The sequence below is a fragment of the Thioalkalivibrio sp. genome (assembly GCF_041690275.1).
Classification (GTDB): Bacteria; Pseudomonadota; Gammaproteobacteria; order Ectothiorhodospirales; family Ectothiorhodospiraceae; genus Thioalkalivibrio.
The window spans coordinates 5,855-24,109 of sequence record NZ_JAWLHP010000048.1; the positions used below are offsets into that span (position 1 = coordinate 5,855).

17 protein-coding genes and 2 pseudogenes are annotated in these 18,255 nt (G+C 66.3%); 8 read left to right on the top strand and 11 right to left on the bottom strand.

What is annotated here, in order from left to right; translation table 11 throughout:
- Positions 1-26: 26 nt before the first annotated feature.
- The 5 genes from ACESMN_RS10070 to ACESMN_RS10090 form a co-directional block, all read right to left on the bottom strand.
- Positions 27-1,442, bottom strand: coding sequence for a Y-family DNA polymerase (locus ACESMN_RS10070; RefSeq protein WP_373053483.1), 1,416 nt, complete (start codon positions 1,440-1,442; stop codon positions 27-29).
- A 203-nt stretch (positions 1,443-1,645) separates the two neighbouring features.
- Complete coding sequence (imuA, locus tag ACESMN_RS10075; protein ID WP_373053467.1) at positions 1,646-2,272, bottom strand: translesion DNA synthesis-associated protein ImuA; 627 nt, start codon at positions 2,270-2,272, stop codon at positions 1,646-1,648.
- Between the two features lie 66 nt (positions 2,273-2,338).
- Entirely contained in the window at positions 2,339-2,947 is a 609-nt protein-coding gene (lexA, locus tag ACESMN_RS10080) for a transcriptional repressor LexA (RefSeq protein ID WP_373053468.1), read from the bottom strand.
- A gap of 206 nt (positions 2,948-3,153) precedes the next feature.
- Positions 3,154-3,933, bottom strand: a complete 780-nt coding sequence (locus ACESMN_RS10085) for an ABC transporter permease (RefSeq protein WP_373053469.1) — start codon at positions 3,931-3,933, stop codon at positions 3,154-3,156.
- Between the two features lie 10 nt (positions 3,934-3,943).
- Positions 3,944-4,786 (bottom strand): ABC transporter ATP-binding protein, encoded by an 843-nt coding sequence (locus tag ACESMN_RS10090; RefSeq protein ID WP_373053484.1) that lies wholly within the window; start codon positions 4,784-4,786, stop codon positions 3,944-3,946.
- 306 nt (positions 4,787-5,092) lie between these two features.
- Here ACESMN_RS10090 and trkA point away from each other — a divergent pair, with 306 nt between their 5' ends.
- Positions 5,093-6,472 carry a Trk system potassium transporter TrkA gene (trkA, locus tag ACESMN_RS10095; protein WP_373053470.1) on the top strand — a complete coding sequence of 460 codons (1,380 nt, stop codon included), beginning with the start codon at positions 5,093-5,095 and terminating at the stop codon, positions 6,470-6,472.
- Positions 6,473-6,496: 24 nt separating this feature from the next.
- Positions 6,497-7,951: a TrkH family potassium uptake protein gene (locus tag ACESMN_RS10100; protein ID WP_373053471.1), complete on the top strand. Its 1,455-nt coding sequence runs from the start codon at positions 6,497-6,499 to the stop codon at positions 7,949-7,951.
- 147 nt (positions 7,952-8,098) lie between these two features.
- On the opposite strand, the gene ACESMN_RS10105 is transcribed toward ACESMN_RS10100, so the two are convergent.
- Together ACESMN_RS10105 and ACESMN_RS10110 are read right to left on the bottom strand one after the other, a co-directional pair.
- Positions 8,099-8,452 (bottom strand): P-II family nitrogen regulator, encoded by a 354-nt coding sequence (locus tag ACESMN_RS10105; RefSeq protein ID WP_373053472.1) that lies wholly within the window; start codon positions 8,450-8,452, stop codon positions 8,099-8,101.
- Between the two features lie 15 nt (positions 8,453-8,467).
- Positions 8,468-9,980 (bottom strand): annotated as a pseudogene (locus ACESMN_RS10110) (DUF1538 domain-containing protein).
- 224 nt (positions 9,981-10,204) lie between these two features.
- Between ACESMN_RS10110 and ACESMN_RS10115 the strand changes: the two are divergent.
- The 5 genes from ACESMN_RS10115 (at position 10,205) to ACESMN_RS10135 (ending at position 14,367) form a co-directional block, all read left to right on the top strand.
- On the top strand, positions 10,205-10,552 hold the full coding sequence (locus ACESMN_RS10115; protein ID WP_373053473.1) for a P-II family nitrogen regulator: 348 nt from the start codon (positions 10,205-10,207) through the stop codon (positions 10,550-10,552).
- Between the two features lie 97 nt (positions 10,553-10,649).
- Positions 10,650-11,063, top strand: coding sequence for a CBS domain-containing protein (locus tag ACESMN_RS10120; RefSeq protein WP_373053474.1), 414 nt, complete (start codon positions 10,650-10,652; stop codon positions 11,061-11,063).
- A gap of 439 nt (positions 11,064-11,502) precedes the next feature.
- Entirely contained in the window at positions 11,503-11,967 is a 465-nt protein-coding gene (locus ACESMN_RS10125; RefSeq protein WP_373053475.1) for an archease, read from the top strand.
- Positions 11,968-12,003: 36 nt separating this feature from the next.
- Positions 12,004-13,434, top strand: a complete 1,431-nt coding sequence (locus ACESMN_RS10130) for an RtcB family protein (RefSeq protein ID WP_373053476.1) — start codon at positions 12,004-12,006, stop codon at positions 13,432-13,434.
- 342 nt (positions 13,435-13,776) lie between these two features.
- Entirely contained in the window at positions 13,777-14,367 is a 591-nt protein-coding gene (locus tag ACESMN_RS10135) for a histidine phosphatase family protein (protein WP_373053477.1), read from the top strand.
- An 89-nt stretch (positions 14,368-14,456) separates the two neighbouring features.
- Here ACESMN_RS10135 and ACESMN_RS10140 read toward each other — a convergent pair whose 3' ends face one another.
- The 3 genes from ACESMN_RS10140 to ACESMN_RS10150 form a co-directional block, all read right to left on the bottom strand.
- Positions 14,457-14,771, bottom strand: a complete 315-nt coding sequence (locus ACESMN_RS10140) for a c-type cytochrome (RefSeq protein WP_373053478.1) — start codon at positions 14,769-14,771, stop codon at positions 14,457-14,459.
- A gap of 153 nt (positions 14,772-14,924) precedes the next feature.
- Complete coding sequence (locus ACESMN_RS10145; RefSeq protein WP_373053479.1) at positions 14,925-15,863, bottom strand: sulfurtransferase; 939 nt, start codon at positions 15,861-15,863, stop codon at positions 14,925-14,927.
- A 245-nt stretch (positions 15,864-16,108) separates the two neighbouring features.
- Positions 16,109-17,284, bottom strand: coding sequence for a thioredoxin (locus tag ACESMN_RS10150; RefSeq protein WP_373053480.1), 1,176 nt, complete (start codon positions 17,282-17,284; stop codon positions 16,109-16,111).
- Positions 17,285-17,543: 259 nt separating this feature from the next.
- On the opposite strand from ACESMN_RS10150, the pseudogene ACESMN_RS10155 reads away from it, so the two are divergent.
- Positions 17,544-17,681 (top strand): annotated as a pseudogene (locus ACESMN_RS10155) (ArsB/NhaD family transporter); the annotation flags it as partial.
- 16 nt (positions 17,682-17,697) lie between these two features.
- Here the strand turns inward: ACESMN_RS10155 and ACESMN_RS10160 are convergent.
- On the bottom strand, positions 17,698-18,255 hold a 558-nt coding region (locus ACESMN_RS10160; protein ID WP_373053481.1), incomplete at its 5' end, for an STAS domain-containing protein.

Sequence of the window (18,255 nt, forward strand, 5' to 3'; positions counted from 1 at the left end):
TTAGCTTTGGCCCATTGACGGGGTGATCACCCCCAGAAGCCCTGCAACTGCCACTGTCCGGTGCGCAGATCGCGGAAGACCCAGCAGAGCCTACCCTGCTGGTCCGGCATGACCGCGTAATCCCGGCGCTGGTCGTCGCCGGCCCACCATCCACCCTCCAGCCGGCCCAGCCAATCGTGCGGGCCCGGTGGCGGGGCCGGTTGCAGCGGGCGCAGCCACAGCGCCGCCCCGGCCACGCGCTGGGCCGGGGTGGCAGCGCGGCCGGGCAGGGCCGGGAAGGCATCCGGGCCGCAGGCCTCCTGCGCCCCTTCGGGCAGGGGGTGCAGGGTCGGTGCGAAGCGCAGGACCGCGTCGTCGCCGAGCCGGGCGCGCAGCCGGGCCAGGAAACCGGACTCGTCACGGGAGCCGTCCCCCCTGCTGAACAGACCGTCCGAGTCGTCACCGGCGGGGAGCAGCTGCGGCACGGCCAGGCGCAGCCCGCGCACCGGGACCGGCAGCTCCAGCCGGGACAGTCGGATGCTCCACAGCTCCAGCCATTCCTCCGCGCGGCTGCCGGGCTGGCTGCGCTCCAGGGTCAGGCGTGTCGCCGTCCGGTCGCGGTGGAGCAGCTGCAGCTCCAGTTCCTGTGTGCGGTGATTCCCGACCCGCAGCGTCTGTTCCAGCTGCAGCAGCAGGCGCTTCAGCGGGAAGCGCAGTGCGCCGGTCGCGCTCACCTCCTGGTCGAATTCGAGGTGGAAGGCAGGAGTCTCCGGGGGACGGAAACGGGGCAGGGGTTCCGGCAGATCGCCGAGGAGACGGTCGATGAGCTCCGGGAGCCGGGCGCCGTAGCGCAGGGTGAGGTCGTGGCGGGGCAGGCGCAGCAGGTCACCAATCCGCTCCAGCCCAATCCCGTGCAGTGCCTGGATGTCAGCCGCGGGCAGGGGCAGTACCGTCAGTGGCAGGGGCGCCAGTGTCCGGCGCAGGGTATCGCGGTCCAGTGGCCGGGCCGGGTGCCGCAGTCGCGCCAGCAGGCGGGCCGCGGCCGGCGTCCGCGCGGTTCCGATGCGGGGGGTGTAACCGAGTTGCCGGAGGGTGTCCCCGACCTGCGCCTCCAGTGCCGCGGCCCCCCGGAACAGGCGCAGGCTACGGCCGACCTCGAGCAGGATGCGCTGATCCCCGGCTTCCGGACAGACGTGATCGGTGAACTGCAGCAGTACCGCCGCGAGGGTCAGCAGGTGCCGCCGGGTGGCTTCCGGTTCGTAGTCCAGCACGATCGGGGCATTCAGTACGGCCAGCGCGTCCGCCAGCGCCATGCCGGGCCGGACCCCGGCCTGGCGGGCCGCACGGTTGGCGTCGTGCACCCTCGGTCGCGCAGGATCCTCGGCGAGGATCAGCGGCCTCGATGGCGCGGAATCGGTCTGCACCAGCGCATCGAGCGCCAGGTGCGGCAGGTGCACGGCCAGCCATAGCGGCTGGCCGGGGACCGGTTCCGGATTCCGTTCCGGGGAAACCGGTGGCAGCAGGGTGAGCTGCGGGTCGTCTCTTCCGCTGCCCGTGGCGAGGCTGGTGTCCGGCGGGACGCGCAGGCCGGCCCGTTCCGGGTGAACGGAGGATTGAGGGGGTGGGGTCTGGCCCCGCTGCTCGTCCGGGATCTTCACGGGTCGGTTCAACGAGCATCTCTTGGGATGACCACGGGCTGGCCGGCCGGGATCGGGCCGCCGGTGAACTTGATGACCTCCAGGCGCAGCCGGTCCCCGTCGGCCTGCCAGCGGATGCGCAGGTGGGCCGGAGAGGCCTGCGATGCCACCGCCGGGGGCCGGTACAGGAAGGCACAGGCATCACCGGAACCGGCCGCGAGCCGCAGACGCCGCAACGGTGCACTCCGGCTGCCCTGCAGCCAGGCGAGCAGCACGCCGGTCTTCGGATGACGCAGGATCTGTTCGCAGCTCCAGATGATGTCCTCCTCCGAGGTGGCCCGGATCACGAAGACCCCTTCGGGGTCCACGCCCAGCTGCCGCCAGCCGGGGATCCAGGGCGTGGCGGGCGGGGTGACCAGCATCACCCGGCGCCGTTCCCGGCTGCATGTGGCCAGCACCGGCAACAGCATGCGGGTCTCGCCGGAGCCGAAGGGGGCGCCGATCAGTTCGGTCAGCTGCCCTCGTGGCCAGCCGCCGCGCAGCGTCCGGTCGAGATGCGCAAAGCCGGTGGGGCGGGTCGGGACCGTCGCCGGGAGACCGGTGCCGCGCCCACGCCAGAGTCCGGGGTGTGCAAGGAGCTCTTCCAGTGCCGACATGACTCAGGCGCCGCTGGCATCGGGTGGCTGCATCCGTGCTGGGCACCGAACCTCGCGCATGGCCCACTAGGCCTCCAGCGTACGCACCACGCCGACCCCGATGCCCTCGATCACGAGCTCCTGCCGACCGGGATCGATCTCGATCGGCGTGTAATCGGGGTTGGCGGGCAGCAGGCGCACGCGGTCTCCGGCGCGCTGGAGGTATTTCACCGTGACCTCGTCCTCGATGCGGGCCACCACGATCTGGCCGTTGCGGGCCTCGGGGCTCTGTCGCACCGCGAGCAGGTCGCCGTCCAGGATGCCGGCGTCGCGCATGCTGTCGCCGCGGACCCGAAGCAGGTAATCGGGGCGTGGGTGGAACAGGCGCGAATCGATTCGGTAGTGCTCTTCGACGTGTTCGATGGCGAGGATCGGCGCGCCCGCGGCAACCCGTCCGACCAGCGGAATCTCCCCGGCAGGGCCGGTGCCGCCGGGCAGCCGGATCCCGCGCGCACTGCCGCTGACCAGCTCGATCGCCCCCTTGCGCGCCAGCGCGCGCAGGTGGCATTCGGCCGCGTAGGGCGAGCGGAAGCCGAAGGTCCGGCGGATCTCCTCGCGGGTCGGGGCCGAGCCCTGTCCCTCCACCTGCTCGCGGATGAAGGCGAGGATCTCCTGCTGGCGCGCGGTGAGTTTCATCGGTGAGGTCATTCTGTCGGGGGTATCTGTTTTTTTATACAGTATTCCTGCGGGGCGGGGGATTGCAAGGGATGAATCGGGTTTGCCGATCAGCATCAAGGCCCCGCCGACGATATGCCGTGGAGGCGAGACCTCCGGCGCTGGATCGCGGCTGGAAGCCGCTCCTACGGTTTCCGGGTGGTGGGAGCGGCTTCCAGCCGCGATCATCAGCGGATCAGGCGCCGGTGGATCAGGGCCGTGGCGAGAACCAGCGCAACGGCGCCGTAGCTTACGATCACGGCCAGGTGCAGACCCACCCCGGTCGGCCAGCTGCCGGTCATCAGGGGCCGCACGATCTCCACCACGTGCGCCAGCGGCAGCGCGAGGGCCAGTCCCTGGACCCACTCCGGCATCTCCTGGAGCGGGAAGAAGACTCCTGAAAGCAAAAGCATGGGAGTCACTGCTAATGTGAAATAGTAAAGAAAGAAATCATAGCTGCGGGCGACCGCGGTGATGACCAGCGCCAGCGAACCGAAGGTGAAGGCCGCGAGAAACACCACCGGCAGCGCGAGCAGGGCGCGGCCGTCGGCGACCAGTCCCAGTGCGCTGGCCACGACCAGGATCGCGGCGGCGCTGATCAGCCCCTTGGAAGCGGCCCAGACCGCTTCGGCGAAGACGATGTCGTCCAGCGTCAGCGGCGTCCCGAGCATCGCCAGCCAGGTATTCTGTTCCGCCATGCGCGTGTAGGCCGAGTACATGCCCTCGAAACTCGCAGTGAACATCGCGCTGGAGCAGATGATCCCGGAGGCGATGAAGACCATGTAGCTCATTCCGTCGAGTTCGCCGACCAACCGCCCGAAACCGTAGCCGAAGGCCAGCAGGTACAGCACCGGCTCGCCGAAGTTGCCGAGCAGCGAGGGCATCATCAGCTTGCGCCAGACGCGCAGGTTGCGCCGCCAGACCGGAACGAAGCGCAGGCTGGGACGGGGCAGCAGTGGTCGGCGCATGCGGCTCATCTCACTCGCGCAGGTCGTGGCCGGTGATTCTGAGAAAGACGTCTTCGAGATTGGCTGCCCGGGTGGAGTGGGGGAGCGCCGCCGATTCCAGCTCCGCATGCACGGCGGCCGGGTCCGCGGTGTAGATCAGCCAGCTGTCCGCAATTTCCAGCATGCGGGCCGGCAGCGTCGCCGGATCGGCGATGAACCGGCGTGCGGAGGCTGCGCTCAGGCTGATGACCCAGGGTTCCACGTGGGCCGCGATCAGCGCTTGCGGCGAGTCGCAGGCGATGATGCGGCCGGCGTCGATGATCGCGACGCGGTCGCAGAGTTCCTCGGCCTCCTCCATGTAGTGGGTGGTCAGAACCAGCGTGACGCCCCGCTCGCGCAGCCGGCCCAACTGTCGCCAGAGATGGTGCCGGGCCTGTGGATCCAGGCCGGTCGTCGGCTCGTCGAGGATCACGACCTCCGGCGCGTTGATCAGGGCACGCGCGAGCGTCAACCGCCGCTTCATGCCGCCCGAGAGGGTGTCGATGCGGGCGTGGCGGCGGGGCTCGAGGTTGGCCAGTTCGAGCAGCTCCTCGATGCGCCGGGTCAGTGCCGGGCCCGACAGCCCGAAATAGGATGCGTAGGTGAGCAGGTTCTCCTCGACCGTGAAGTCCGGGTCCAGGGTGTCGAACTGGGGCACCACGCCGAGGCGCGCCCTGATCTCGCGCTCCTGTTCCGGCATGTCCATCCCCAGCACCCGCGCGCTGCCGGCGTCGATCGGCGTCAGGCCGAGAAGCATCCGCAGGGTCGTCGTCTTGCCCGCGCCGTTGGGACCCAGCAGGCCGAAGAACTCCCCAGCCGGGATCGCGAGGTCGATGCCATCGACTGCGGGGGTTCCGTTGTAGACTTTGCGCAGGCCCTGGAGATCAATGGCCGGCCGCGCGCGGTCGGCGCTGGCGGTCGCTCCCGTATCGCCCCCCGGGGCATGGGCTGTCGGCGGTGTCATGGATGGCTCCAGTGGCGTCCGGTTATCGGCCGCACGAAGTGCGGCCTGTACCTTTGCCGATGCATTCGGGCTCGCAGTAGCATACGGGACCGCGGGGGGGAGCCGCACCATGCCCTTCGCCGGCTGGGCGTGTCCTGCATCGATCGGAGACGGCGTGGAAGGGAGTGTCCCCAACTCATGAAGCAGATCATTATCCTGGGCGCCGGCCAGGTCGGGTATTCTCTTGCCGAGGCCATGAGCGCCGACGGACACGAGGTGACCGTGATCGATCGCGACCGGGCGCGCCTGAACGCGCTGACGGCCGACCTGAACATCAAGGCGGTCGTCGGTTTCGGTGCCCATCCGCCCATCCTCGAGGCCGCCGGCGCACATGACGCGGCGATGTTGATCGCGGTCACCGATTCGGACGAGGTGAACATGCTGGCCTGCCAGGTGGCCTCTACGCTCTTCAACGTGGAGACGCGCATCGCCCGCGCCCGTGCCCGCGATTACCACGAACACCCGGAGCTCTTCCGCCGGGATGCGGTGCCGGTGGACATGCTGATCTCGCCGGAAGAACTCGTGACCACCCAGATCCGGCGGCTGATCGAACATCCCGGCGCACTGCAGGTGCTGGACTTCGCGGAAGGCAGGGTCTCGCTGGTCGCGGTCCGGGCCCATCGGGGCAGCCCCCTTGTCGGTCGCGAACTGCGCAGCCTGCGCCGCCTGCGCTCCGGTGGGCAGATGCGGGTGGCGGCGATCTTCCGACGGGATCGACCGCTGCCGCCGGAAGGCGAAACGGTGATCGAGGCGGACGATGAGGTCTTTTTCGTCTCCGCGAAGAGACACATCCGCTCCGTGACCGCCGAGCTGGGCCAGCTCGAGCGGTCATACCGGCGGGTGATCATCGCCGGTGGGGGAAACATCGGCCGCAGGCTTGCGGAGATCCTCTCGGACCGCTTCCGGATCAAGCTCGTCGAGCGCAGCGCCGACCGCGCCCGAATGCTGGCCGCGGCACTGCCCACGGATGTGCTGGTACTGGAGGGCGATGGCGCCGACGATCGCTTCCTCGAGGAGATCGACGTGGATCACGCCGACGTTCTCTGCGCGGTCACCGACGACGACCAGTCCAACATCTTCGCCGCGATGCTGGCGAAGCGGCGTGGGGTCCGCAAGGTCATCAGCCTGATCAACCGGCCAGGCTACGTCGACCTGATTCAGAGTGGAACCATCGACATTGCGGTATCGCCCCAGATGGTCACGGTGGCGGCCTTGCTGGCGCGGGTGCGCGAAGGGGGCACCACCACCGTGCACACCCTCAGGCGGGGGGCGGCCGAGGCGATCGAGACGGTGGTGCACGGCGATGCCCGCACCTCGCAGGTTGTCGATCGCCGGATTGACGAACTCAAGCTCCCGGAAGGTACCACCATCGGTGCGGTGGTGCGTGGCGAGGAGGTGCTGATCCCGCATCACGACACCTTGATCCATGCGGGTGACCACGTGATCCTGTTTCTCGCGGACCGAACCCGGGTGTCGGCAGTGCAGCGCCTGTTCCGCCCCAGCGCCCTCTTTTTCTGATCCCGGATCCCGAGTCGCCGCTCCATGCTGCAATTCACCACCACGACGCGCCTGCTGGGGATTCTGGTCACCCTGTTCAGCATCACCATGCTGCCGCCGGCGCTCGTTGGCTGGATCTACGAAGAGGAGAGCATGGGGGTCTTTCTGCGGGCCTTCGCGATCCTGCTGGTCGTCGGGGTGGCCATCTGGGTGCCGTTCTTCCGGGCGCGCGCGGAATTGCAGGTGCGCGACGGATTCGTGGTGGTGGTGATGTTCTGGCTGGTGCTCGGTCTGTTCGGGGCCCTGCCGCTCTATCTCGACCCGGTCCTGCACATCTCCGTGACCGACGCGGTATTCGAGTCCATGTCCGGGCTGACCACGACCGGTTCGACCGTCATCGTCGGCCTGGACGATCTGCCGCGCGCGATCCTCTGGTACCGCCAGCAACTGCAGTGGCTTGGGGGGATGGGCATCATCGTTCTTGCAGTCGCCATCCTGCCGCTGCTCGGCATCGGGGGCATGCAGCTTTTCCGGGCGGAGATGCCGGGCCCGCTGAAGGACAACAAGCTGGCGCCGCGCATCGCCGAGACCGCGCGCAATCTGTGGTTGGTCTACTTCGGTCTGACCGCGGCCTGCGCACTGGCCTACTGGGTCGCCGGGATGGAGGTCTTCGACGCGATCGCACACTCCTTCACCACGGTCGCGATCGGCGGGTTCTCCACCTACGACGCCAGCATCGGGCACTTCGACAGCGCACTGATCGAAGGCATCGCAGTAGTGTTCATGCTGCTTGGCGGCATGAACTTCGCACTGCACTTCCTGTTCTTCCGACGCGTCAGCCTGGAGCCATACCGGCGCGACGAGGAGGTGCGGCTGTATCTGGCCCTGCTGGCGACGGGGGCGGTGATCGCGGTCGCCTACCTGCTGTACTCGGAGGTCGCGGGCAGCATACCGGACGCGGTGCGCCAGGGGATCTTTCAGGCGGTCTCCATTGGCACCACCACGGGTTATGCCACCACCGAATTCTATCTCTGGCCAGGGTTCCTGCCGCTCATGCTGGTCTTCCTGTCCTTCGTTGGCGGCTGTACCGCCTCCACTGGCGGTGGCATGAAGGTGATCCGCGTACTGCTGCTGGCGAAACAGGGTCTGCGCGAGATCCAGCGGCTGATCCATCCCCATGCCCATATCCCGGTCAAGGTCAACGACAAGGTGATGCCGAACCGCGTGGTCGAGGCCGTATGGGGATTCATGGCCGTGTATGTCCTTGTCTTCGCCGTGATGGTGCTGCTGCTGATGGCTTCGGGACTGGATCAGGTCACCGCGTTTTCGGCGGTGGCGGCCACGCTGAACAACCTCGGTCCTGGCCTCGGCGACGTCGGGCCGAACTTCGCCAGCATCAATGACTTCAGCAAGTGGTTGCTGACGCTGTCGATGCTGCTGGGCCGGCTCGAGATCTTCACGGTGCTCGTGCTGCTCTCGCCGGCCTTCTGGCGGCGTTGAACGGATTGGCGGCAACGGGCCGGGTTCAGGATTGCCGCATGGAATGCGGGATCCCGGTCCTGCTCCGGGATGTGCAGGCTCGCTTGTGCGCCGTAGGCAAGCCCCTGCCGGTCACGGGAGCGACCCGCCGCGTCCCGCTCTTTCCGGTCATTTCGGGGCGCCCTTCGTCGAATCGAGAATGGACTGCACCTGGTGGCTTACCCCGACGGCGTCTTCGGTATCGATCTGAAAGGCGATTCCGGTACCGGGGGTGGTGTCGAACTCCCCCACCTCGCAGATGGTCTCGAGGATATGTCGGGCCAGGTGCTCTTCCACCAGCAAGAGCAGCACGTCGCGCTGCATCTCCAGACCGAGGCCGAAGAAGGTGGTGTGTTGCTGCGACCCGCGGCCACGCGCATTGTTGATAATGGTCGCGCCGGTCGCGCCGGCATCGTGCGCAGCCTTCAAGACCTGGTCACTCTTGTCGTCCTCGACCAGCGCGATGATGAGTTTGAAACGCATTCGGTAATCCTCCTGTCAGTCGCTGCCGGGTCTGCGGGCCTGCCGGTTTTCCCAGGCGCGCGCCAGTTGCGCGTAGGTCATCACGGAGATGATCGGAAACAGGACCGCAAACGCAATCAAGCCGAATCCATCGAGCAATGGACTGCGACCCGGAATATTCGAGGCCAGTCCCAGACCCAGCGCCGCGACCAGCGGTACGGTGACGGTGGAGGTCGACACGCCACCGGAATCGTAGGCAATCGGGATCATCTGTCGCGGGGTGAAGAATGTCTGGATCACCACGATGATGTAGGCGCCGAGGATGAAGAAGTGCAGGCTGCCGCCGGTGATGATCCGGAATGCGCCAAGCATGATACCGAATCCGACTCCGATCGCGATCGCGAGACGCAGGCCGGTGATCCCGATCGCACCTCCGGACACCTCGTTCGCCTTGATCGCCACCGCGATCACCGCCGGCTCGACCAGCACCGCGCTGATCCCGATCGCGAGGGCGAAAAGATACACCCAGTAGTAATCCGCCCAGTGATGGGCAATGGTTGCGGCCGCCCTGTCGGCTCCGTGGACGAATGCCGGGTCAGTGAGCTGCTCGGCCATCGCATGCCCCAGAGGGAACAGGGCCTTGTCCAGCCCGACCAGGAAAAAGGTCAGCCCGAGGATCACGAACGCGAGGCCCGCGATGAACCGGGTGAAATGCGGGATTCGGCGCCGGATCACCAGGAACTGGAAACCGAAGAGCACCGCCACGATTGGTGCCACATCCCACATGGTATTGCCCAGTACGTCCAGTAACTGACGGAGCGTGTCCATCTCAGGAGATCATTCCGTACGCCAGCACGAAGATCATCGGCGTCAGTGAGGCGAAGGCGATCAGACCAAAGCCGTCGGTGGCGGGATTGCGTCCCCGAATGGCGGAAGCGAGTCCGACGCCAAGCGCTGTCACCAGTGGGACCGTGATGGTCGACGTGGTCACCCCTCCGAAATCGTAGGCGATGCCGATGATCTCCGGGGGCGCGAAGCTCGTCATCGCCATCGCGGCGACGTAGCCGCCGATGATCATGTAATGCAGTGGCCAGCCCTTCAGGATGCGGAGCACACCGATGGTGATGGCGGTTCCCACGGCCAGAGCGACGACGATGCGCAGCTGCAGCGCGTAGGCATTTCTGCCTGCGTCCGTATCGGCGATGGTGCCGTCCTGGGCCGCGACCAGTGCCGCCTCGTTGGCCACCGCGATCAGCGCGGGTTCGGCGATGGTCGTTGCGAATCCCAGCGCAAACGCAAAAACCAGGAGCCAGAAGAGGCTGCCTTTTCGCGCGAAGGCCTGAGCCATCGATTCGCCAATGGGGAAAAGGCCCATTTCCAGCCCGTATACGAACAGCGTCAGCCCGATCACCACCAGCAGAAGCCCCAGCAGGATACTGGCAAGCTCCGGCATCGGCGCCCTCACCACGACGGCCTGAAAGAATCCGATCACCGCGATGATCGGCAACAGGTCGCGCATGCTTTCCAGAAGGGACCGTGAGAACGCGATCAGACCTTGTGGCAAAGATCTCTCCTTGATGCTCTCCGTGGGCAAGCGGCTCGGGAAAACGCTGGCGCGTGGCTGCAGCGACGGTCGTCGGTCGGATACGAATGCACGATATATCAGTAGTGGCACGGGGGGAACCAATGCTGGATCGCGCCTCGAGGCCGATTACCGTATCATCTGCCAGTCCAGATCGTATGCCATCACGACCCGGGGAGAGGTGTCCGCAGATGAAGTTCGCTGTTCTAGTTGCGATCCTGGCGGAGGAGCTGGAAGAAAAGGGAATCGACGTCGCCAGGAACGCGGGCGCGGAGGGGTTGACCATCATCCATGCGCGGGGACTCGGTGCCCGCCACAAGAAAACCTTTTTCGGTCTCACCTACGAGGGTTCGCAGACGATGTTGATCTGCGTGCTGGAGAGAAAGCTTTCCCTGAGTGTGATGAAGGCGCTGACGATCGAACTCAAACTGGCGAAGCACTCCAAAGGGGTGGTCTTCACCGTGCCCCTGGACCACATCGCGGGCATCGACACCCGGCAGCTCGAGAGTTTCGTGGAGCGTATCAAGGACGAAATCTGAAGCCGGGTCCAACGGCGGGATCCGGCGGTTCGGCGCCTGGACGGGCGCTTCTCACCCCAGACCGCTTCTGGCATCGATTCAGTCTCGCGGAGGCAACATGCTCGTCAAGGACATCATGCAGACCGAGGTGATCACGATTACGCCGCTGGCCACCCTTCGCGAGGCCATGGCGCAGATGCGGCGCCACAAGGTGAAGTCCCTGGTGGTCGAGCGGCGCGACGAACACGACGCTTACGGCATGATCACCTACTCCGCCATCCTGCGAACCATCGTGTCGGAGGAGGGCGACATCGACCTGATCAACGTCTACGACGTGTGCGCCAAGCCGGCGCTGATCGTGCCGCAGATGATGGATGTGAAGTACGTGGCCCGGATGATGATCTCCCAGTACCAGCGCCGGGTGGTGGTACTGGAGAGCGGCAAGCTCGTGGGCCTGGTGACGATGAACGACATCGTCGGCGAAGTGCTCAGGTTGGCAGACGAAGGCCATATCGAGGGCGTCAGGGATTAGCGAAAATCCCTTCCATCTCCGTCGCGAGCCGCCCCTGGGCCGTAGGGTGGGCCAAGCATAGCGGGCCCACCATCCTGGCCGTGGTGGTCTGTGGTGGGCACACTTCGTTTTGCCCACCCTACGCGGTCCCCCTTTCATGGTCGGGGGGTGGCCGCGCGCGATGACAGGTGGTTTGTGGTGGGCACACTTCGTTTTGCCCACCCTACGGCCCCCTTTCATGGTTGGGGGTGGCCGTGGCCGCGCGTCATGACAGCCCACCATCCTGGCTTTCATGGTCGGGGGTGGCCGCGCGCCGTGACAGTGAGCGTGTAGCGTTGCGGGGACCGCGAGAGCGGGAGCTCTGGGCTACACTCAAGGGAAGCGGCAGCCGCACCGGCGTCCGGCACGCCTTTCGCGGACTTGCCCTGCCGCGGATTCAGGTCCTCCCTGGAGGCCACCGATGCAAACGCGACCCGGCGAGTCCCCCGATACCTCCATTCCGGCGCCGGTCCTGCGCTGGGAGCACTTTCCCCACGAAGCGGATATGGGCGTGCGCGGCTATGGCGCCACCCTGGGCGAGGCCTTTGCGGCGGCGGCCACGGCCATGACCGCCATTGTCACCGACCCGGCAGTGATCGAGGCGAGGGAACACTTCACGTTCGACTGTGCCGATCCGGATCCGGAGCTGCTGCTCTACGATTTCCTGAACGTACTGGTCTTAGAAATGGCCGTGGAAGGGCGGTTGTTTGGTCGGTTCCGGGTCCGGGTCGAAGCAGGAAATCTCAGTGCCGAGGCCTGGGGCGAGCGGGTGGAGCGCCTGCGTCATCAGCCTGCCGTGGAGATCAAGGGCGCGACCTTCACTCAGCTTGCGGTCTGGCAGACGGAACAGGGCCCGTGGGTGGCCCAGTGCGTGCTGGACATCTGATCTTGCCGGATCGATCAGTCACGGAGACAGGACAGCATGGATATCAACCGCTTCACCAGGCTCTCCGACACCGCCTGGAAGCTCGAACCAACGGGCCCGATGCGTGTCCCGGCAATCATTTACGCTGATGCGGACCTGCTGGCCGAGATGGATGACAAGGTCGGGGAACAGGCAGCGAATGTGGCCGCCTTGCCCGGTATCGTGGGGGCATCCTACGCGATGCCCGATGCCCACTGGGGATACGGTTTTCCGATTGGAGGGGTCGCGGCCTTCGACGCGAACGAGGGCGGCGTCGTGTCGGCGGGGGGTGTGGGTTTTGACGTCTCCTGTGGGGTCCGCACCCTGGTCACCGGCCTTGCGCGGGAGGCGGTGGAGGCGGTGAAGTGGGATCTCGCGGATGCGCTGTTCGCGGCGATTCCGGCCGGCATGGGGAGTACCGGAGCCATCCGCCTCGATGACCGCCAGATGACCGACATGCTGGTTGGCGGAGCCGCATGGGCGGTCGCCGAGGGCTATGGCGAAGCCGCCGATCTCGAGCGGATCGAGGAGCACGGCGAGATGGCGGGCGCGGAGCCGGGCGCGGTGTCGAAGCAGGCGCGCAAACGGCAGCGCAAGGAGATGGGAACGCTGGGTTCCGGCAACCACTACCTCGAGATGCAGCGGGTGGTTGAGGTCTACGATCCGGATGTCGCGCGCGCCTTCGATCTGGTCGAGGGCGAGATCGTGGTCTCGATCCATTGCGGGTCCCGCGGCCTGGGCCACCAGATCGGCACCGAGTTTCTGCGCGAGATGGTGGTGGCGGCGGAGGGCCACGGCATCCACCTGCCGGAGCGGGAACTGGCCTGCGCCCCGATCGATTCCGAGGTCGGGCAGCGTTATCTGGGCGCGATGCGCTCCGCGATCAACTGCGCGCTCGCCAACCGGCAGATCCTCAGCCACCTGACGCGCGAGGTCTTCGCCGACTTCTTCCCAGGTAACCATTTGCGGCTTCTCTACGATGTGTCGCACAACACCTGCAAGACTGAACGCCATCGCGTCGATGGTCGGGAACGGGAGCTGCACGTCCACCGAAAGGGGGCGACACGGGCCCTGCGGCCCGGCCATCCCGGCCTGCCGGAGGCGTTGCGGCCTGTCGGGCAGCCGGTGCTCGTGGGGGGGTCGATGGGTACCAGTTCCTACGTGCTGGTGGGGACCGACTCGGGCGAGAGGCTCTCGCTGCAGTCGGCCTGTCATGGCGCCGGGAGGGCGATGAGCCGGCACCAGGCGACGCGCCAGTGGCGCGGGCGGGAGCTGGTCGACGAACTCGAGGCGCGCGGCATCCTGATCCGCAGCCCCAGCCTGCGCGGCGTCGCCGAGGAGGCCCCCGGGGCCTACAAGGACGTGACCCGCGTGGTCCGGGCCACCCACGATGCCGGTCTGGCCCGCATGGTCGCGCGCGTGGAACCGATGATCTGCGTCAAGGGCTGAGCAGCCCTGACGCAAGGGATTTGGGAAGCCAGCCCCCTGGGCGATCTTCCCCGGCGCCGGAATCGGCGAGCGGGCTCGCCTGCTACAAGGGCCGGGGGGGCCGTGTAGGAGCGTGCCTCGCACGCGAACGCGCCGCAGGCGCGCAACAGGCCGGTGCGCAACCCGACACCGATTCGCGTGCGAGGCACGCTCCTACAGGGGGCGCGACTGACGCGGGGGACGGATTCAAAAATCCGTCTGCGAGGGTGGCACCGGAGTGGGTTGTGCGCGGAATAGTTCCGAGCCCGTTTCGTCAGGAAACATCAGAGAGCGCAATTCCCCCGCCCACCAGGAGTCCACCCAGTGAAGACGGTACGCACCACCACACCCCTTGCTGTTGCATCCGCACTGGTCATGCTGGCCGGTCCCAGTGCGCTGATCGCCGACGAGGTCGTACTCTGGTCAGCCCTGGCCGATGGAGGCAAGGCCGTGATGATCCGGCACACGCAGTCCGAGGAGGCCACTCCGGAGGTGTCGATGCATCTGTCGGCCGAGGGCGACTGCGCCGAGGAGCAGAATCTGAGTGCGGAAGGTCGCGAGCAGGCTCGAGCCCTGGGCCGGCTCTTTGAGGAACGCGGCGTCGCCGTGGACGCGGTGCTGAGCAGTGAATTCTGCCGGGCGCGCCAGACCGCCGAAGTGGCCTTCGGTGACTACGAGACGTGGACCCCGCTCAACCTGATCGAGTCGCTTCCGGCGGGCGAGTCCGAATGGCTGATGGAGGACGTGCGTGAACGGATCGGCGAGTTCGCTGGCGACGGTGTGCTGGTGCTGGTCAGCCACCGCAGCAATATCAACACCATCACCTTCCAGCAGACGGAACCGGGAGACATGGCGGTCGTGGAACCGGAGGGGTTTGGCGGGTTTGACGTGCTGGGGATGATTTCGCGGAAGTAGATCCGCCGCTTGTCATACCCCATCCGCGGGGAACGGCGCGTTCCGGGCGCCCCGCTCCCCGAGGGGAGCGAGGCGTTTCACGAAACGGGTCAGTCGAATTCCTCGGCGATGTAGGCCGATACGTTCTCGATCTCCTCATCGCTCAGTCCGGTGGCATGCGGGGCCATCAGCGCTGTGTTTTCTCCCACCTGCTCACCGGCCCGGTAACGCTGCAGCTTGTCTGCGAGGTATTCCGCATCCCGGCCGGCCAGCGCCGGGAAGATGGCCTGCCCCTGCGCGGCCGGGCCGTGACAGCTGATACAGGTCTGATAGGTGGCCGCACCCGCCTCGAGGTCGGCAGCCTGGAGGTTTGCGCCCGCCGACATGGCGATGGCCCCGGCGGCAATGATCAGATACATCTTCATAGGTCTCTCCTTCGTTGGTTGGGGGGGTGTGCCGGTTTGATAGTGAGCGCCCCCGCTGGACTGCGCCACTGCGCTCGCAATACCGGGAAAAGACCGCGCGCGCTCGAGATCCGGCATTCGTGGTACCCGGGTTGATGATGGATCAATCTCCTCTTACAGGGCGTGGGCTGCGTCCCAGGGATCCGGGCCCATCACCACGGGCAGTGACAGTTCGTTGCCCCAGTGCGCCCAGCCACCGTTGTAGAGCCGCACGTCCTCGTAGCCCAGGGCCTGCAACTGAATGTAGGCCAGGGTGTTGCGGAAGCCGTCATGACAGTAGACATAGATGGTCTTGTCTTTCGGGATGTCCGCATACATCTCCGCCAGGTGCTCCAGTGAGCGCCACTTCTGTCCGTCGGTACCCTGCAGGCCCTCGACGTTCACTGCACCCGGGATGTGTCCGGCACGCACGGCACCGTTCATCTCCTCGCCGGTGTACTGCTCCTCGGGACGGGCGTCCAACAGCAGGATCTCTTCATCGCGCAGAGAGTAAACGTCGCGATAGATGTCGGTCCACTCGATGACCAGGCCCTCGCGGGCCGGCTTCAGGGTCACGTTGCCGGGCGTCGCCTCGGGCGCCTCGGTCGAAAGGTCGTTGAAGGCCTCCCATTCCCCGGTACCGCCGTCCATGATCCTCACGCGCTCCATGTCGAAGCCGTACAGGTCGAGCAGGAAGTAGATGCGCGAGGCAAGGGCGGTGCGGGAGTCGTCGTAGATCACGACCAGTGAGTCATCGTTCACGCCCCATTTGCGCAGGGTCTCCTGGAAGTCCTCCCTGGAAGGGTAGCGCATGATGGGAACGGCATCATTGTCGCCGAGATCCGAGAAACGCTGAACCTGGCGGGCGCCGGGGATGTGCCCGACCGTGAAGTAGCGGTTGGGGTAATAGCGAACCTCGAGCAGCACCAGCGACGGATCATCGATGTGATCCTCCAGCCACATCGAATCGACCAGGAAGGCCGGGCGCTCGGCGTGGGCGGCGGCGGGTACCAGCAGCAGCATGGCGGCGAGGATCAGGGATCGGATCAGCGGTGGCCTTCGGTCTGATTGCATCAGGAGGCTCCCTCAATGGTGCATGGGCGGTCGGCGGTGTGTCATCGTTTTTGACGGGGCCGCCCAGGGGGCGGCTGCGGTTTGTTCAGGCAGACTGCCTTCTTGGCGCGTCTGACTGGTGACGTATCAGGCCGTCAAAATCTTCCGCACCGGCTGACACGCGGGGCCATCGCCCAACGGTGGGCCAAGCCCCCGGGCTCAACAGGGTGGCCCGGGCGCAGCGGACGGACCATCCGGCCTTCGGATCAGCCGCCGGGCTGGGCGCTGACGCGCTGGTGGACGGCCATGATCAGCAGGGCCAGCACGATCGCACCGACGAACAGCATCAGCGTGGCACCGACATCGTTCATCAGTTTCGGATCAATCACCAGTACCAGCGCAAGGGCGACCATGATCATCCCGCCGATGAGCTTCAGGTTGCGGCCGTGGCTCTCCTGGAACTTGCCCATGCGCAGGGTGACCAGCGCCGTGAAGAAGACTACCAGCTCGATCAGCAGGTAGATCAGGAGGTAGACCCCCAGCAGCATCAGGAAGGTGATACCGGTCACCCCACGTTCCGCAACGATCCCGCTCCAGATCACAGGGAAGCCGGCCGTGCACGGCAGCTCGACAAGCGCGATCCCCGAGGCCATGACCAGGGTCGCGAAGACTAGCCCGAAGCCTGTCAGCTGCGGGTTCAGCAGCCTGCGGATGCCCTGATAGATCCCCGGCTTCTGGCTGTCGGCGATGGTGAACGAGGGTCCGGCCCTGAACCAGAAGTAGTCCTTGATGTTCACCAGCCCGAAGGTCAGCGCGAAGACCGCGACCAGCCACTGCACCCACGTGAGGTACAGGATGTAGCTGAGTACGCTGAAGACACCGGCGATGAAGGCCCCGTAGATCAGGGCCGTCGTGGTCAGGAAGGTGATGCCGACCAGCGCGATCCGGCCGCGCGAGCCCGAGTGGATCACCAGGCCGAGCAGGAGGGTGAGCACCCAGAGCGAGCACGGGTTCAGGCCGTCGATGAACGCCACCAGCAGCGTGGTGACGACCAGCGGCTGTACCCCGAGGTCCACGGTCCCGATCAGGGGAATGTCGATCTCGTTGTCATTCTCGTGCTCCGCCGGTACTGGATCGGCGGGACCGGGCTGCTCACCGCTGTCTCCAAGGTCCGCGATCTCTTGCCGGATCGTCGCCTCCATCTCGCGGCGGATCTGCGGTCCGTCGCCGACCCAAGCGCCGCCACCGACAAAGGCCGTCGGCACCGAGCCCGGTTCGATCCCGTGCGCGACAGACAGTGCAATGAAGAGCTGGTGATGGGCATCGGTACGAAAGACCTCGAATTCTCGGATCTCGAGCTCCGGATAGCGCTGTTCAAGCTCCCGCAGGAAGGGCTTCTGTTCGTCGCAGTGGGGGCAACCCTCGCCCCAGAAGACGAACATGCGCACTTTTTCCGCTTCATCGCCGCTGCCCTGAGCCTGCGTTCCCCCGGACAGGAGGATAAGCGCAACGAAAAGCAGCCCGGACAACCATGACGGAAGGGGATGGCAGGGCACTGGACGTTCTCCGATCGAAGACGAGGTGCTTTGCGGCCGTATGGCCACACAGGTTACACCCTATGAGGGGGCGAGGAAGATCGTCATGACCTGGGTCAACCAAGTCGCGGGTCCGGAAGATCCCGCCGGGTGGGCAAATCGAAGCGCGGCCATCCTGTTGGCCGTGGCTGCGCGCGGGTGCGTGATTGCAATGAAACGCGTGCTCAGGACCGCCCCCTGGCAGATCGTGATCTTCTCGATCGGCATGTATCTGGTGGTCTACGGCCTGCGCAACGCCGGGCTGGTGCGCCGCGACGCCTTCAGTGCGCACCGCCGGAATCGAGGTCGACGCCCTTGTCGTGCAGGGCCAGGCGTTCGTGCAGCTCGCGGCCGGCACCCAGCGGGGCCATCACCTCGACCTCCATCCCGTTGCGCCGGAACTTGCTGACGACCTTGTCGATGGCGGCCACCGCGGAGCTGTCCCAGAGTGCGAGTTCCCGAAGATCGATGACCACGTTGTGCACCGGCTCGCGGTAGTCGAAACTGTCGATGAACTTGTCGACCGCGACGAAGAACAGCTGTCCGCGCACGGTGTAGGTGCGGGTATGGCTGCCTTCCGGCCGGCTGCTGTCGATGTCGATCGAGTTGGCGATCTTGCGCGCGAAGAAGACCGCGCTCAGCAGCACGCCGGCCAGCACGCCCTTGGCAAGGTCATGCGTGATGACCACTGTCGCGATCGTGACCAGCAGCACGGTGGCGTCGGTGCGCGGGAGCCGGTGCAGGGTCTTCAGTGAGTTCCAGTCGAAGGTGGCGACGGACACCATCAGCATCACCGCGACCAGTGCGGCCATCGGGATCAGCGACACCAGGTCGCCGAG